This is a genomic window from Methylobacterium sp. WSM2598 (assembly GCF_000379105.1).
GTDB lineage: Bacteria > Pseudomonadota > Alphaproteobacteria > Rhizobiales > Beijerinckiaceae > Methylobacterium.
The window spans coordinates 6,789,605-6,803,529 of the sequence record NZ_KB900609.1 but is presented as its reverse complement, the minus strand read 5'-3'; the positions used below and the strand labels follow the sequence as shown (position 1 = coordinate 6,803,529).

Genomic DNA, 13,925 nt, shown 5'->3' with positions numbered 1-13,925 from the left:
GCCGGGAGATCCGGGCGGCTTGGGCGGGCCGGGCGGCTTGGGCGGGCCGGGCGGCTTGGGCGGGCCGGGCGGGTTCGGGGCGCCCGGCGGAGCCGGACCGGGCGGCGCGCCGGGCGGCTTCGGCGGCCGGCGCTGAGGCGGTCCCGTCACCGCTCGGCGCGGAGACGGGGAGGCTTCCGGGCCGGTTCGGCCGGGGAGATCACGCCGCTGCCCGGCGCTCCGGATAGAGCCGCAGCAGGCCCTCGGCGCTGGCCTCGGTGACGCCGCGCTCGGTGATCACGCCGGTGACGAGGCGCGCGGGCGTGACGTCGAAGGCCGGGTTCGCCACCGGGCTCCCGGGCGACACCACCTGCACCGTCGCGAAGCCCCCGTCCGCGGTGCGGCCGGTGAGGTGGGTCACCTCGCGGGCGTCCCGCTCCTCGATCGGGATCTCGGCCACGCCGTCCCGCAGCGTCCAGTCGATCGTCGAGACCGGCAGGGCGGCGTAGAAGGGCACCCGGTTGTCGTGGGCTGCCAGAGCCTTGAGGTAGGTGCCGATCTTGTTGCAGACGTCGCCCGTCGCGGTGGTGCGGTCGGAGCCGACGATGCAGAGATCGACCTGCCCGTGCTGCATCAGGTGCCCGCCGGCATTGTCGGCGATCACCGTGTGGGGCACCCCGTGCGCGTGCAGCTCGAAGGCGGTCAGCGCTGCCCCCTGATTGCGGGGCCGCGTCTCGTCCACCAGGACGTGGACCGGCACCCCGGCATCGTGGGCCGCGTAGATCGGCGCGAGCGCCGTGCCCCAATCGACGGTGGCGAGCCAGCCCGCGTTGCAATGGGTGAGCACGGTGACCCGCCCGCCCCTGGCGCGCGCCGCCTCGGCGATCAGCCGCGAGCCGTGCTGGCCGATCGCCCGGCAATTCGCCACGTCCTCCTCGGCGATCCGCCCGGCCTCCGCGAAGGCCTGGGCCGCGCGGATGTCCGGCGGCAGGGGACGCAGGGTCGCGCCGAGGCGGTCCAGCGCCCAGCGCAGGTTGACGGCGGTGGGCCGCGTCGCCGCGAGCATCGCGCCGAACCGCGCCAGCCCCGCATCGGAGGGGTCCTCGCGCAGCCCGAGGGCGAGCCCGTAGGCGGCGGTGACGCCGATCAGCGGCGCCCCGCGCACCACCATGGTGCGGATGGCCTCCGCCGCCTCCTCGGCCCGGGCGAGGCGGCGGATCTCGAAGGCGAAGGGGAGCCGGGTCTGGTCGATCACCAGGACGGCGTCGCCGCCCGGCTCGGGAAAGATGGTGCGATAGGGGCGGCCGTCGATCTTCATGCGCCCCCCTTAGCACGGACCGTCGCGTGAGGGCAGCGATCCGCGCCCCGGCGCCGCCCCCGCGCCCCCGCGGATCCCTGCCCTCAGCGGGCCTGCGCGACGCGCTGCCCGGGCTCGCGGGCCGGAGCCACCGGCTGCGGCGTGGTGGTGAGTTCGGCCGCCGGCCGCTCGATCCGGGCCTGCCGGACCATCATCCGCGAGAGCGGCGGAAACACCGTGACGGCGCCGTCCTGCGCGCAGGCCGGCACGGTGGAGACGGCGACGAGGCAGGCGCAGGCGAGGAGGGAGAACCGCATGGCTGGCTCCAAAAGTATTGTTGCTGTTACCCCAATAGAAACACGCCTTGTCGCAATGCACAAGTGATGAGTGCGCTGCACAATAAAACAGAGTGCGAAAACGCACACCTGCAATATGGTGCAAGGAATTATGTTTCCTGAATATGACCCTGGGTCAGAGGTGCCGCGCCCGGCAGCACCCGACCCGCCCGGCCCGCCGCGGGCGCTCAGTCGATCGCGAGGCTGAAGGGGGTGCCCTCGAAGGCGTCGGCCCCGCGCCCGATCGCCGCGATGGCGGCCACCATGCGGCCCTCCCGGCCGAGCAGGTCGTCCGCCACCGCGACGAGGCGGGGATTGGGCGTGGCGGACGGGGAGGCGGCGCGCAGCGCCCGGGCGATCTCGGCCTCGTCGTGCCGGGGCTTGAGGGCGCAGGCGGCGATGTAGGCCGCCGCCGTCGAGCGGCTGATGCCGGCGTAGCAGTGCAGCACCAGGGGCGCCTCGCGGCCCCAGGCCCGCACGAAGGCGATCAGGCGCTCCACGTGGGCCCGCTCGGGCAGGACATGGTCGTCCATCGGGGCGGTGATGTCGCTGACGCCGATGAAGAGGTGGTTGTCGGGAGCGATCGCGGCCGGTCGCACCACCGGCGTGCCGACATTGATGAGGGTGACGACGTGGCGCGCGCCGGATTCCGCCACGGTCTCGGCGAGGCGCGACAGCGAGCAGACGTGGAGCCGGGGCATCGGGTCAGGTCCCTGGGGGAGGCGGGTCGGCGGGGAGGGGCTTGTCGGGGAGGGGCTCGTCGGCGAGGGTCTCGGCGCGGCCGCGCCCCCGCGCCTCGGCGAGCGCCGCGAAGCGGGCGAGGAAGCGCGCCTGTGCGGCGGCGGTGGGCCAGGGGTCGAGCAGGGCCTCGACCGGCACCCGCACCGGCTCGGGCCGGCCGAAGACCTTGAGCGCCTCGGCCCGCGAGAAGCCGGCGAGCCGCGTCGCCTCGAGGAAGGCCGAGAGCCGGTCGGCGCGCTTGATCAGGCGCTGCATCGCGGGGGCGGGCTGCGGGGACAGGCCGAAGCGCAGGCGGATCGCCGCGAGCAGCCGCGCCTCGACCGCCTTGTAGGATTCGCCGATCGCCGCCTTGAAGGGCGAGATGATGTCGCCGATCACGTATTCGGGCGCGTCGTGCAGCAGGAGGTCGAGGCGCTCGGCCGCGCCCGCCTCCGGCCTGAGCCCGCCGCCCAGCGCCTCGACCAGGAGCGCGTGCTGGGCGACCGAGAAGACGTGGGGCCCGGCGGTCTGGCCGTTCCAGCGCGCCACCCGCGCGAGGCCGTGGGCGATGTCCTCGATCTCGATGTCGACCGGCGAGGGATCGAGGAGGTCGAGGCGGCGGCCCGACAGCATGCGCTGCCAGGCGCGGGGGGCCGGGCTCACCGGCGCGACCCGAGGCCGCCGGGACCCGGCAGGGCGGCGCAGGGCCCGTGCCGGCAGCAGCCGACGAGGTGGTCGTTCACCATCCCGACCGCCTGCATGAAGGCGTGCACGATGGTCGGGCCGCAGAAGCCGAACCCCTCCGCCCTGAGCGCCTTCGACATCCGGCGCGAGACGTCGGTCTCGGTGGCGATGCCGGCGCGGTCGCGGGCGGTGCCCTGGATCGGGCGCCCGTCCACGAAATCCCACAGGAAGGCGGAGAAGCCCGGGCCGCGCTCCTGGATCGCCAGGTAGGCCCGGGCGCTGCGGACGGTGCCGACGATCTTGGCGCGGTTGCGGACGATGCCGGTGTCCCGCATCAGGGCCTCGGTCTCGGCCTCGCCGAAGCGCGCGATCGCGGCGGGATCGAACCCCGCGAAGGCCCGCCGGAAGGCGTCGCGGCGGCGCAGGATGGTGATCCAGGACAGGCCGGCCTGGAACCCGTCGAGGATCAGCTTCTCGAACAGGGCCCGGTCGTCGTGTTCCGGCACGCCCCACTCGGTGTCGTGGTAGGCGACGTAGAGCGGGTCGGTGCCGGGCCACCAGCAGCGGTCCTGCCCGTCGGGATGGGTGATCAATCCGGTCGCCATGGGTCCGGTTTAGCCGCGGCGGGGCCGCTCAGTCCACGAACTCGGCCGCCGCGTAGCCCTGCAGGTACAGGAGGGCGGTGAGGTCCCCGTGCTCGACCCGCGCCCGGGCCGCCGCCGCCACGGCGGGCTTGGCCCGGTAGGCGACCCCGAGCCCGGCCTCCGCCAGCATGGCGAGGTCGTTGGCGCCGTCGCCCACCGCCAGGGTCTCGGCCGCGTCGAGGCCGAGGCGCTCGCGCAGGGCGACCAGGGTCTCGCGCTTGGCGTCGCGCCCGACGATCGGCTCCTCGACGGCGCCGGTGAGCCGGCCCTCCGCCACGATGAGGCGGTTCGCCCGGTGCTCGTGGAAGCCGATCCGCTCCGCGACCGGGCCGGTGAACAGGGTGAAGCCCCCCGAGACCAGCACCGTGTGGGCCCCGTGCGCCCGCATGGTCCGCACCAGGGTGCGCCCGCCGGGATTGAGCGTGATGCGCTCCTCGATCACCGCCGCCACCGTCTCCAGGGCGAGGCCCTTCAGCAGGGCCACCCGCTCGCGCAGGGCCGGCTCGAAGGCGACCTCGCCGCGCATCGCCCGCTCGGTGATCGCCGCGACGCGGTCCTTGAGGCCGATCGTGTCGGCGAGTTCGTCGATGCATTCCTGGCCGATCATGGTCGAGTCCATGTCGGCGAGGAACAGCCGCTTGCGCCGATGCGCGCCGGCGGGCAGGACCGCCACGTCGACCGGCTCGTCGCCGAGCGCCGCGCGCAGCCGCGCGGCGAGGGCCGGAGCGGATTCGGGCGCGCCGGGAACCAGCACCTCGGCGGCGACCTCCCCGTGCAGGATGCGCGGCTGATGCCCGGTCGCGAGCACGCGCCGGGTCTCGGCCAGCACCGCGTCCGTGATGGCGGGACGCGCCGGGTTTGCTATCAGGGTCGCCACAAGGGTCATGACGGAACTCGGAGAAGGGCGCGACGGCATGGGGACCGACGGCATGGCCGGGCGGGCGATCCTCATCGCAGGGCCGACCGCCTCGGGCAAGTCGGCGCTGGCCCTGGCGCTGGCCCGCGCGCGGGGCGGCGTGGTGATCAACGCCGACTCGATGCAGGTCTACGCGGATCTGCGCGTGCTGACCGCCCGCCCGAACCCCGCCGAGGAGGCGCAGGCGCCCCACCGCCTCTACGGCAGCGTCGACGGCGCGGTGAATTTCTCGGTCGGCCACTACCTCGCCGCGGTGGGGGAGGTGCTGCGGGAGGTCTGGGCGGCGGGAGGCCTGCCGATCGTGGTCGGCGGCACCGGGCTCTACTTCAAGGCGCTGCTGGAGGGCCTCTCCGAGATCCCGCCGGTGCCGGAGGCGGTGCGGACCGCCCTGCGGGCGGAGGCGGAGGGCCGCGAGACCGCCGCCCTCCACGCCGACCTCGCCCGGCGCGACCCGGAGGGCGCGGCGCGGCTCGGCGCCCACGACCGCCTGCGGGTGCTGCGGGCCCTGGAGGTGCTCGCCGCCACCGGGCGCCCGCTCTCGGCCTTCCAGGGCAGCCGCCGGCCGGGACCGCTCGCGGGAATGCCCTGCGACAAGCTCTTCCTGGTCCCGGATCGGGCGCTCCTGCGGGCCCGGATCGACGCGCGCTTCCTCGCCATGATGGAGGAGGGCGCCCTCGACGAGGTGGCGCGCCTGCGCGCCCGCCGCCTCGATCCGATGCTGCCGGTGATGCGGGCCCACGGGGTGCCGGGCCTGATCGCCTTCCTGGACGGGGCGCTCACCCGCGAGGAGGCGGTCGCCCGGGGGCAGGCGGACACGCGGGCCTACGCCAAGCGCCAGGTGACGTGGTTCCGCCACCAGGCCGGGGCAGGCTGGCGCTGGCTCGCGCCGGAGGCGGCGATGCGGGAGGCGGGAGGGTAGACCCGCCCGCGCCGAGGCTCCCGCGCGGGAGCCTCGGCGCCGGGTCGTCCGTTGCCGCGGTGCCGCGGGTCGCCGCGGGACCGGTCCCGCCGGGCCGGCGCGGGGAGGCCGGCCCGGCTACCGCCTCAGCGCTCCAGGCGGGCGATCAGGCTCGACGTGTCCCAGCGCCCGCCGCCGAGGCGCTGCACCTCGGCGTAGAACTGGTCGACCAGGGCCGTTACCGGCAGCAGGGCGCCGTTGCGGTGGGCCTCGGCGAGCACGATCGCGAGGTCCTTGCGCATCCAGTCGACCGCGAAGCCGAAATCGAACTTGTTCTGGTTCATGGTCCTGCCGCGGTTCTCCATCTGCCAGGAGCCGGCCGCCCCCTTGGAGATCACGTCGAGCACGGCCTCGATGTCGAGGCCGGCGCGCTTGCCGAAGTGGATCCCCTCGGCGAGCCCCTGGACCAGCCCGGCGATGCAGATCTGGTTGACCATCTTGGTGAGCTGGCCGGCGCCGGCCGGGCCCATCAGCCGGCAGGAGCGGGCATAGGCCAGGATCGCGGGCTCGACCCGCGCGTAGGTCCCGGGCTCCCCGCCGCACATCACCGTGAGCACGCCGTTCTCGGCCCCGGCCTGGCCGCCGGAGACCGGGGCGTCGACGAAGCCGAAGCCGGAGGCGGAGGCCGCCGCCGCGAGGTCGCGGGCCACGTCCGCCGAGGCGGTGGTGTGGTCGACGAAGACCGCGCCCGGCGCCATCGCCCCGAAGGCGCCCTCCGGCCCCGTTGTCACCGCCCGCAGGTCGTCGTCGTTGCCCACGCAGGCGAACACGATCTCCCGGCCGGCGGCCGCCTCGGCCGGGGTCGCGGCCGATTGGCCGCCATGGGCCGCCACCCAGGCCTGCGCCTTGGCGGCCGTGCGATTGTAGACGGTGACCTCGTGGCCCTTGGCGGCGAGGTGGCGGGCCATCGGGGCCCCCATCACGCCGAGACCCAGGAACGCGACCTTCGCCATGGATGAATCCTCCCTTGCTGGAATGCCGGCCGGGGCCGCGCGGCGCTGCCCGGCGAGTCCCGGCTCACTTGGTGTCGAACGGCAGGTACTTGGCCCGGATGCGGTCGTAGGTGCCGTCCCGGACGAGGGCGGCGAGCGCCTCGTCGAGGGCCTCCCGCAGGGCGTCGTCGCCCTTGCGCAGGCCGATCCCGACGCCCTCGCCGAGGAGCGGATCGCCCGGCGGCACGTCGCCGACCAGCCGGCAGCAGGCCGCGCCGTCGTGGAGCGCCAGGATCTCCGAGAGCTCGCGCTTGTCGCCGAGCACGAGATCGAGCCGGCCGAGGCGCAGGTCGTAGCCGGCATCCTTCACGGAATCGAAGACGCGCAGATCCGCGCCCGGCGCCCGCGCCTCCAGGTAGGCGAGTTCGCGCGAGCGCGCGGCGACGCCGATCGCCCGGCCCTTCAGGGAGGCCGGGTCGAGGGGGGGCGCCGGGGCGTCGCGGCGGGCCATGAAGGCGGAGGGGATGCGGTAGTAGGGGCGCGAGAAGGCGATGCGGCCCCGGCGCTTCTCGGTGATCGCGAGGGACGCCATGATGGCGTCGTACTCGCCCGCTTCGAGGCCCCGGATGATCCCGTCCCACTGGTGGGTGACGATCCGGCAGGTGAGGCGCGCCTGCCCGCACAGGGCCTCGGCGAGATCGACCTCGAACCCGGCCGGCCGGCCGTCCTCGACGTAGTTGAAGGGCGGGTTGCCGCCCTCGGTGGCGATCCGCACCGGCTCCGGCAGGCCGGCGGCCCGCGCCGGCAGCGCGGCCGGCACCGGCACGGCGGCGAGGCTGAGGAGGACGAGGAGGCGCGAGGAGAGGCGGCTCATCCGGGCAGGGGCTCGGCGGGACGCGGCCCGTCTGGCGGGACGCGCCGTTCTGGCGTGACGCGGACCCTTGCCACGGCCGGGGCGGCGCGCGCAACCGCGGCGGACGGGCGGCCCCAGGGTTAATCCGCCTTTAAGCGGCGACCCGCCTGATGGCGCCATGCGCCCGACCCGCACCCGCACGCCGCAGGATCCCCTCGAGGCCGTCGAGCTGCTCCCGCCCGAGGCGCCGCGGCCCCGCCCCGCCCCGGGCGGATGGGCCGCGCCCACGCGCCGGGCGGGGCTCGACCTCGTCGATGCCGTCGAGGCGGAGGTCGCCCGCGCGGCCCGCGACCTCACCGGCGCGACGACCTCCTTCGCCGCCGCCGCGTCCGCCGCGCAGGAGGGCTACGCGGCCGCGGCCGGGCGCCTCGCCGCCGGCATCCCGTGGGACCTCGCCGAGGACGGCCGCGGCATCGCGGCGGCGGCCGACATCCTGGCCGGGGAGGCGGCCGGCCTCGGCGCCGTGCTCGAACAGGCGGGCCGCCACCTCGACCAGGCCGGGGAGAGCCACGCCGAGGCCCGCCGCGCGGCGGGCCTGCTCGCGGACGCCGCCGAGGCCATCGCCCGCGCCGTCGACCGGGTGGCGGTCGTCGCCCGCGAGGCCAACCTCCTCGCCCACCAGGCCACGATCGAGGCGGCGCGCCTCGGCGAGGCCGGCGAGGGCTGCGCCCGGATGGCCCGCGACGCGGCGCGGCTCGCGGCCGAGGGCCTGCGGGCCGGGGAGGCGATCCGGCAGCTCGGCCGCCGCTGCGAGGACGGGGCCGCGGCCGCGACCGCCGCGGCCGGGATGGCGGCGGCCTCGGTGGCCGGCCTCGGCCCGGTGCTCGCCACCCTGCGGGCGGCGAGCGGCGCCCAGGCCGACCAAGCCGAGGCCATCGCCGGGACGGCCCGGGGGATCGCCGAGGAGGCCGACCGGCTCGGCGGCGACCTGGCCGAGGCGCTGGTCGCGGCGTCGGGCGCGGTGCTGCGCGCGGCGGCGGCCGAGGCGGCGGCGCGGGGCCTCGCCGGCTCCGGGCCCCGCCTCGTCGCGGCCCTGCGCCATGCCGAGATCGGCGACCGGCGCCTGCACGACCGCTACCCGCTCGATCTCCCGGCCCGGCTGGGGCGGCGGGGCCTCGGGCGCGTGGTCGATCTCGGCGCCGGCGGGCTCCTGCTCACGCCCCCCGCCGGGGTCGCGGCCGCGCCCGGCAGCCTCCTCGACCTCGACCTGCGCGGGATCGGCCGGGTCGCCGTGCGGGTGGTCGGGACCAGCCCCCGGGGCCTCCACTGCGCCTTCGCGCGGGAGGCCGATGCCGCGCGCTGCGCGCCGGCCCTGGCGCGGATCGAGGCGGCCCATCGCCCCCTGGTGGCGGCGGCCCAGGACCTCGCCGCCGAGGTCGGGCAGGCCTTGGAGGGCGCTCTCGGCCTCGGCCGGCTCCCCCGCGACGCCCTGTTCGACCCGGCCTACGCCCCGGTTCCCGGCAGCGCGCCGCCGCGCTTCCTCACCGCGGCCGGCCCCGTCCTGGAGGAGATCCTGCCGCCGCTCCTGGAGCCGCCCCTGCTCGCGGATGCGCGCCTCGCCCATTGCTTCGCGGTCGACCGCAACGGCTACGCCCCGGTGCACAACCGCCGCTTCGCGCAGGAGCCCCGTCCCGGCGACCCGGACTGGACGGCCCGCCACGCGCGCCACCAGCGCTTCCACGACGATCCCGCCGGGCTCGCGGCGGCCCGCTCGATGCGCCCCTTCCTAGTCCAGCTCCGCCCGGAGGAGGGGCGGGCGGCGCCCCTGCGCGAGGTCTCGGCGCCGGTGCGCGTGCACGGGCGGCACTGGGGCGGGGTGCGGATGGCCTATCGGCTGTGATCCGGGATCCGCGTGGCGAAGCCATCACCCGGATGTCGGATGAGCCTCACCCCTCGGGCGCTGGCGGCGGGCCCGCGAAGGCGTCGCGCAGGCAGGCGGTGACGGCGCGGACCGCCGGCGCCGCGCGCAGGTCGGCGTGGACCACGAGCCAGATCTCGCGGCGCAGCGGCGGATCCTGCGGGCGGAGCGGCGCCAGGAGCGGGTCGGCGGCGGCCAGGAAATCCGGCAGCATCGCGATCCCGGCGCCGGCGCGCGCCGCGGCGGCCTGGATCTCGACGCTCTCGGCCCGGACCGCGAAGGGCCGCCCGGCCGCCACCGCCTCCAGGGCGACCTGCTGGGGCGAGCCCTGCATCGCGCCGTCCGCCCCGACGAAGCGCCACGCCGCCTCCGGCCGGCCGCGGAGGGAATCCGGGTTGGCGTAGAGCCGGAAGGTCATCTCGCCGAGCCTGCTGACGGCGACCTCGCCGGTTTCCGGGCGGCTCAGCCGCACCGCCACCTCGGCCTCCCGCCGCGCCAGGGAGGCGTGCCGCGTCTCGGCGCGCAGGCGGATCGTCAGGCCGGGATGCCGCGCCTGCAGGGCCGCCAACGGGGCCATCAGGCGCGCGGCCGCGAGGGCGGGCGGCGCGCTCAGCGTCACCTCGCCGACGAGGCTCGACCGCGTGCCCGCCGCGGCGCGCCCGATCGCCTGGGCCTCCCGCTCCATGCGGGCGGCGAGGATGGCGATCCGCGCGCCCTCCGGCGTCAGGACCAGCCGGCGCCCGCGCCGGTCGACGAGCCTGAGGCCGAGCTGCGCCTCCAGGGCGGCGACCCGGCGCGCCACCGTCGCGTGCTCGACGCCCAGGCGCCGCGCCGCGGCCGAGAGGCTGCCCTCCTCCGCGAGCGCCGCGAAGTGCCGCAGGCCGTCCCAATCCACCTGAAGAATCCTCCTCGCGCCGGATGCCCCCTGTGAAGTTTCGCACAAAGGAGGGCCGAGAATAGGGAATTTCCGCCCGGCCCGCCACGCCGGACACTCGCCCGTCACCCGATGGAGGATGCCATGGACGTGAAGGTGCAGATGGCCGCGTGCGGAGAGGTCGAGCGGCTGGAGATCGTCCCCTGCGGCGCCGAGGAGCCCGGCCCGGGCGAGATCCGGCTCCGGCACCGGGCCATCGGCGTGAACTTCATCGACATCTATCACCGCACGGGCCTCTACGAACTGCCGCTCCCGGCGGTGCCCGGAGTCGAGGGGGCGGGCGTCGTCGAGGCGGTCGGGCCCGGCGTCGCGGGCCTCGCCCCGGGGGAGCGGGTGGCCTATGCGGGAGTGCCCGGCGCCTATGCGGCGACGCGCCTGCTCCCGGCCTGGCGGGCGATTCCCCTGCCGGAGGCGATCTCCGACGAGGCCGCCGCGGCCTCGCTGCTGCGCGGCCTGACCGCCCACATGCTGCTGACGCTCACCTGTCCGGTGACGGCCGGGAGCGTGCTGCTGGTCCATGCCGCGGCGGGCGGGCTCGGGGCGCTGGTCACGCGCTGGGCCTCGCGCCTCGGCGCGGTGGTGATCGGCACGGTCGGGTCCGAGGAGAAGGCGCAGGCGGCCCGCGCGAGCGGGGCCGCCGCCGTGATCGTCGGCCGCGACGCCGACCTTCCCGCGCGGGTCGCCGACCTCACGCGGGGGCGCGGCGTCGACTTCGCCATCGACGGGATCGGGGGCGGGATGCTGGCGCGCACGCTCGCCTGCCTGCGGCCCTTCGGCACCGTGGCGAGCGTCGGGCAGGCGGCGGGGCCGATCCCGCCGCTCGCCGTGGAGGAGGTCGGGCCGCGCCGCTCCCTGTCCCTCGCCCGGCCGAGCGTGATGGCCTACGCGGCGGACCGCGCGCGCTACCCGGAGGCGGCCCGCGCCGTGCTCGCCGCGATGCGGGAGGGGATCGCCGGCGAGATCGGCGGCACCTACCCGCTCGCCGAGGCCGGGCGGGCGCAGCGCGACCTCGAATCCGGGCGCAGCCGCGGCAGCCTGCTCCTGCTTCCCTGACGGCTCAGCCGCCGGTGGTGCTCATGTGCCGCGGCACGGCCGGGCGCGCCGCGCGCGCGATGACGAAGTCGTGGCCCTTGGGCTTGCGGGTGATCGCCTCGGTGATCGCTTCGGCCACCAGCGCGTCGTCCGGCGAGGCGCGCAGGGGCGCGCGCAGATCCGCCGCGTCCTCCTGGCCGAGGCACATGTAGAGCCTGCCCGTGCAGGTGAGGCGCACCCGGTTGCAGCTCTCGCAGAAATTATGGGTCAGCGGCGTGATGAAGCCGAGCCGCCCGCCGGTCTCCTCCACCCGCACGTAGCGGGCCGGGCCGCCGGTGCGGTCGGGCAGCGGCGTCAGGCGGAAACGGGCGTCGAGGCGCTCGCGCACCACCGAGAGGGGCAGGAACTGGTCGGCCCGGTCGGGCTCGATCTCGCCGAGCGGCATGACCTCGATGAGGGTCAGGTCCATGCCCTCGCCGTGGGCCCATTCGAGCATCGGGACGATCTCGTCCTCGTTCACGCCCCGCAGCGCCACGGCGTTGATCTTGACCCGGATCCCGGCGGCCCGCGCCGCCGCGATGCCGCCGAGGACGACCGGGAGGTCGCCCCGGCGGGTGATGGCGCGGAAGCGGGCCGGATCGAGGGTGTCGAGGGAGACGTTGATCCGCCGCACCCCGAGATCGGCGAGTTCGGCCGCGTACTGGGCGAGCCGGGTGCCGTTCGTGGTCAGCGTGAGCTCGTCGAGGGCGCCCGAGGCGAGGTGCCGCGACAGGCCGCGGAAGAGCCGCATGATGTCCCGCCGCACCAGGGGCTCGCCGCCGGTGATGCGCAGCTTGCGCACCCCGCGCGCGACGAAGACCGCGCAGACCCGGTCGAGCTCCTCCAGGGTGAGCAGGTCGCGCCGGGGGAGGAAGGTCATGTCCTCCGCCATGCAGTAGACGCAGCGCAGGTCGCAGCGATCGGTCACCGAGACGCGCAGGTAGGTGATCGCCCGCTGGAAGGGGTCGATCAGGGGCGCCGGCCGCGTGGGCGCCGGGCACGTCGTCTCGTCGGCGGGACCCCACATGGCGGGCTGGACGCTCCTCTCTGGCGGCCTGCCGGGACCGGGGTGCGGCCCCGTGGACCGCCCGATCTCTGGCGGCCGGGCCGCCCCCTGCATATGAGGGCAGATGCGGCGGCGAGCAAGCGGCCGGCGGGAGAGCCCCGGGAGAAGCCCCATGAGCGATGCAGACTGGCCGACCGAGATCCGCCTGGCGCGGGACAAGCGCGTCCTGCACGTGACCTTCGCGGACGGCGCCGCCTACGCCCTGCCGGCCGAGTACCTGCGGGTGGAGAGTCCCTCGGCCGAGGTCCAGGGCCATGCCCCCTCCGAGCGCCAGTGGATCGGCGGCAAGCGCGAGGTCCAGATCCTGTCGGTGACCCCGGTCGGCAATTACGCGGTCAAGCTCGGCTTCGACGACCTGCACGATACCGGGATCTTCTCCTGGACCTACCTGCGCGAGCTCGGCGCGACCCGGGAGGAGCGGTTCGCCCGCTACTGCGACGAACTCGCCCGGCGCGGCCTGAGCCGGGACCCGCCGCGCCGGTCCTGACGCTCCCCGGGGGCGCCGGGGAGGCGGAACGGCGGGAAAATCCCTCGCATTGGCGGCAATTTAGGCCGGATGGAGCGCCGGGGGTGGCTCTTTGTTCAGCATCTGTTAATCTTCCTCCGATCCGATGGCCCGCGTCCCAGGGGCCCTCGACAGGAGTCGCCGATGTTCAGCATTGGACCCTTCCACCGGTCGGCCGGCCAGCCCGCGGGGATCTACACCTCGCTGCTGCCGCTCGAGCCGGAGCCTCTGGAGACCGAAGCGGCCGGCGTTCCGGCCGTGCCGGCTCCCGTGTTCCGCCGGCACGCCCTCGTGACCGTGCTCCTCGTCGTGATGACGCTCGCGGTCCAGTCGGCCGTGGGCTGGTGGACGCTGCCGAGCGCCCCGCGCGACCTGTCCCCGTCGGCCCTTGCCCCAACGGAACGCGCACCCTCCTGAGGACGCATTGCGTCACCGAGAGTGCGTCGCGTCCCCTGGCATTCTGCCGCATTGCCGGCCCGAATCAGCTTGGAAAAAGGCGCGCCCCTTGCGCAGGGGCCACATTTCGTTAACGTCGCGTTCATCGCGGAACGTTCGCGAAATCCAGCGCACAAGGGGAGGCCTCGCATGGCTTCAGACGCTGTTACCACCCAGGACGCGATCCGGGTGAAACCGACCCAGGACGGGACATACACGGTGTATCGCGGCACCAGCGTGCTGGTGAGTGGCCTGACCCGCGCCCAGGCGGAGCTCTACGAGGCGTCGATCATCCAGCAGGCCCGCCTGGCCCGGGAGGCGCCGGCCGTCCGCTCCGTCCACTGAACTCCGCCGGGCGGCCCGCTCCCGCGCGGCCCTGCCCGCGAGCGCCGCGGCCGCCGATGGCGGCGGCGCGCGGCGATGAGAGAGCGCCGACCCGCCTGCCAGACCCGCCGCGACGCGCGAGACCGGCGGCCCGCCGGCAGATCCCCAGACCATCCTCAGTCAGCAGCGGTCCGATCCCGTGCCGGCGCGCCGGCGGGGCCGTCCGCCGCGCCCGCACGGGCATCCGGCAGGATCGTCCGTCGGGTTCCCGCGCGTCGACTTCCCCGGTTCGGGCCCGCGATCCATCGCGCGGGCGATGCGGCCGGTCACGATCGCCGCGCCGCTCTGGACGGG

The 13,925-nt window shown here is 75.9% G+C and carries 16 protein-coding genes; 6 read left to right on the top strand and 10 right to left on the bottom strand.

Translation table 11 applies throughout. The annotated features are described in order from the left end of the window. Positions 1-199 precede the first annotated feature (199 nt). The 6 genes from mtnA to serB all read right to left on the bottom strand — a co-directional run bounded on the left by mtnA (position 200) and on the right by serB (position 4,545). The gene (gene mtnA, locus MET2598_RS0131645; protein ID WP_018263563.1) at positions 200-1,297 is read right to left on the bottom strand and encodes an S-methyl-5-thioribose-1-phosphate isomerase; all 1,098 of its coding nucleotides are present in this window, start codon (positions 1,295-1,297) and stop codon (positions 200-202) included. Between the two features lie 83 nt (positions 1,298-1,380). Beyond that, a complete protein-coding gene (locus MET2598_RS0131640) occupies positions 1,381-1,593 on the bottom strand; it encodes a hypothetical protein (protein ID WP_012335830.1) in 213 nt (70 codons plus the stop codon). Between the two features lie 206 nt (positions 1,594-1,799). Continuing rightward, positions 1,800-2,312 (bottom strand): tyrosine phosphatase family protein, encoded by a 513-nt coding sequence (locus tag MET2598_RS0131635; protein ID WP_012335831.1) that lies wholly within the window; start codon positions 2,310-2,312, stop codon positions 1,800-1,802. A gap of 4 nt (positions 2,313-2,316) precedes the next feature. Further along, positions 2,317-2,964, bottom strand: a complete 648-nt coding sequence (locus MET2598_RS0131630; protein WP_018263562.1) for an HD family hydrolase — start codon at positions 2,962-2,964, stop codon at positions 2,317-2,319. A gap of 26 nt (positions 2,965-2,990) precedes the next feature. Next, positions 2,991-3,620 (bottom strand): DNA-3-methyladenine glycosylase I, encoded by a 630-nt coding sequence (locus MET2598_RS0131625; protein WP_012335833.1) that lies wholly within the window; start codon positions 3,618-3,620, stop codon positions 2,991-2,993. Positions 3,621-3,648: 28 nt separating this feature from the next. Continuing rightward, positions 3,649-4,545, bottom strand: a complete 897-nt coding sequence (gene serB / locus MET2598_RS0131620; protein WP_018263561.1) for a phosphoserine phosphatase SerB — start codon at positions 4,543-4,545, stop codon at positions 3,649-3,651. Between the two features lie 28 nt (positions 4,546-4,573). Here serB and miaA point away from each other — a divergent pair, with 28 nt between their 5' ends. Then, positions 4,574-5,494 carry a tRNA (adenosine(37)-N6)-dimethylallyltransferase MiaA gene (gene miaA, locus MET2598_RS0131615; protein ID WP_012335835.1) on the top strand — a complete coding sequence of 307 codons (921 nt, stop codon included), beginning with the start codon at positions 4,574-4,576 and terminating at the stop codon, positions 5,492-5,494. A 125-nt stretch (positions 5,495-5,619) separates the two neighbouring features. Here the strand turns inward: miaA and MET2598_RS0131610 are convergent, their stop codons facing one another. Together MET2598_RS0131610 and MET2598_RS0131605 are read right to left on the bottom strand one after the other, a co-directional pair. Then, positions 5,620-6,486, bottom strand: coding sequence for an NAD(P)-dependent oxidoreductase (locus MET2598_RS0131610; RefSeq protein WP_012335836.1), 867 nt, complete (start codon positions 6,484-6,486; stop codon positions 5,620-5,622). A 64-nt stretch (positions 6,487-6,550) separates the two neighbouring features. Beyond that, positions 6,551-7,339, bottom strand: a complete 789-nt coding sequence (locus MET2598_RS0131605; protein ID WP_018263560.1) for a transporter substrate-binding domain-containing protein — start codon at positions 7,337-7,339, stop codon at positions 6,551-6,553. A gap of 157 nt (positions 7,340-7,496) precedes the next feature. Here MET2598_RS0131605 and MET2598_RS0131600 point away from each other — a divergent pair, with 157 nt between their 5' ends. Then, positions 7,497-9,218 (top strand): methyl-accepting chemotaxis protein, encoded by a 1,722-nt coding sequence (locus MET2598_RS0131600; protein ID WP_018263559.1) that lies wholly within the window; start codon positions 7,497-7,499, stop codon positions 9,216-9,218. Positions 9,219-9,264: 46 nt separating this feature from the next. On the opposite strand, the gene MET2598_RS0131595 is transcribed toward MET2598_RS0131600, so the two are convergent. Further along, on the bottom strand, positions 9,265-10,131 hold the full coding sequence (locus tag MET2598_RS0131595; protein WP_012335839.1) for a LysR family transcriptional regulator: 867 nt from the start codon (positions 10,129-10,131) through the stop codon (positions 9,265-9,267). Between the two features lie 123 nt (positions 10,132-10,254). On the opposite strand from MET2598_RS0131595, the gene MET2598_RS0131590 reads away from it, so the two are divergent. Continuing rightward, the gene (locus tag MET2598_RS0131590) at positions 10,255-11,223 is read left to right on the top strand and encodes a quinone oxidoreductase family protein (protein WP_018263558.1); all 969 of its coding nucleotides are present in this window, start codon (positions 10,255-10,257) and stop codon (positions 11,221-11,223) included. Positions 11,224-11,227: 4 nt separating this feature from the next. Here the strand turns inward: MET2598_RS0131590 and moaA are convergent, their stop codons facing one another. Next, positions 11,228-12,268, bottom strand: coding sequence for a GTP 3',8-cyclase MoaA (moaA, locus tag MET2598_RS0131585; protein ID WP_018263557.1), 1,041 nt, complete (start codon positions 12,266-12,268; stop codon positions 11,228-11,230). A 151-nt stretch (positions 12,269-12,419) separates the two neighbouring features. Between moaA and MET2598_RS0131580 the strand changes: the two genes are divergently transcribed. The 3 genes from MET2598_RS0131580 to MET2598_RS0131570 all read left to right on the top strand — a co-directional run bounded on the left by MET2598_RS0131580 (position 12,420) and on the right by MET2598_RS0131570 (position 13,592). Continuing rightward, entirely contained in the window at positions 12,420-12,794 is a 375-nt protein-coding gene (locus MET2598_RS0131580; protein WP_012335842.1) for a gamma-butyrobetaine hydroxylase-like domain-containing protein, read from the top strand. 162 nt (positions 12,795-12,956) lie between these two features. Continuing rightward, complete coding sequence (locus MET2598_RS0131575; protein ID WP_012335843.1) at positions 12,957-13,229, top strand: hypothetical protein; 273 nt, start codon at positions 12,957-12,959, stop codon at positions 13,227-13,229. A 168-nt stretch (positions 13,230-13,397) separates the two neighbouring features. Continuing rightward, entirely contained in the window at positions 13,398-13,592 is a 195-nt protein-coding gene (locus tag MET2598_RS0131570) for a hypothetical protein (RefSeq protein WP_012335844.1), read from the top strand. Positions 13,593-13,925 lie beyond the last annotated feature (333 nt).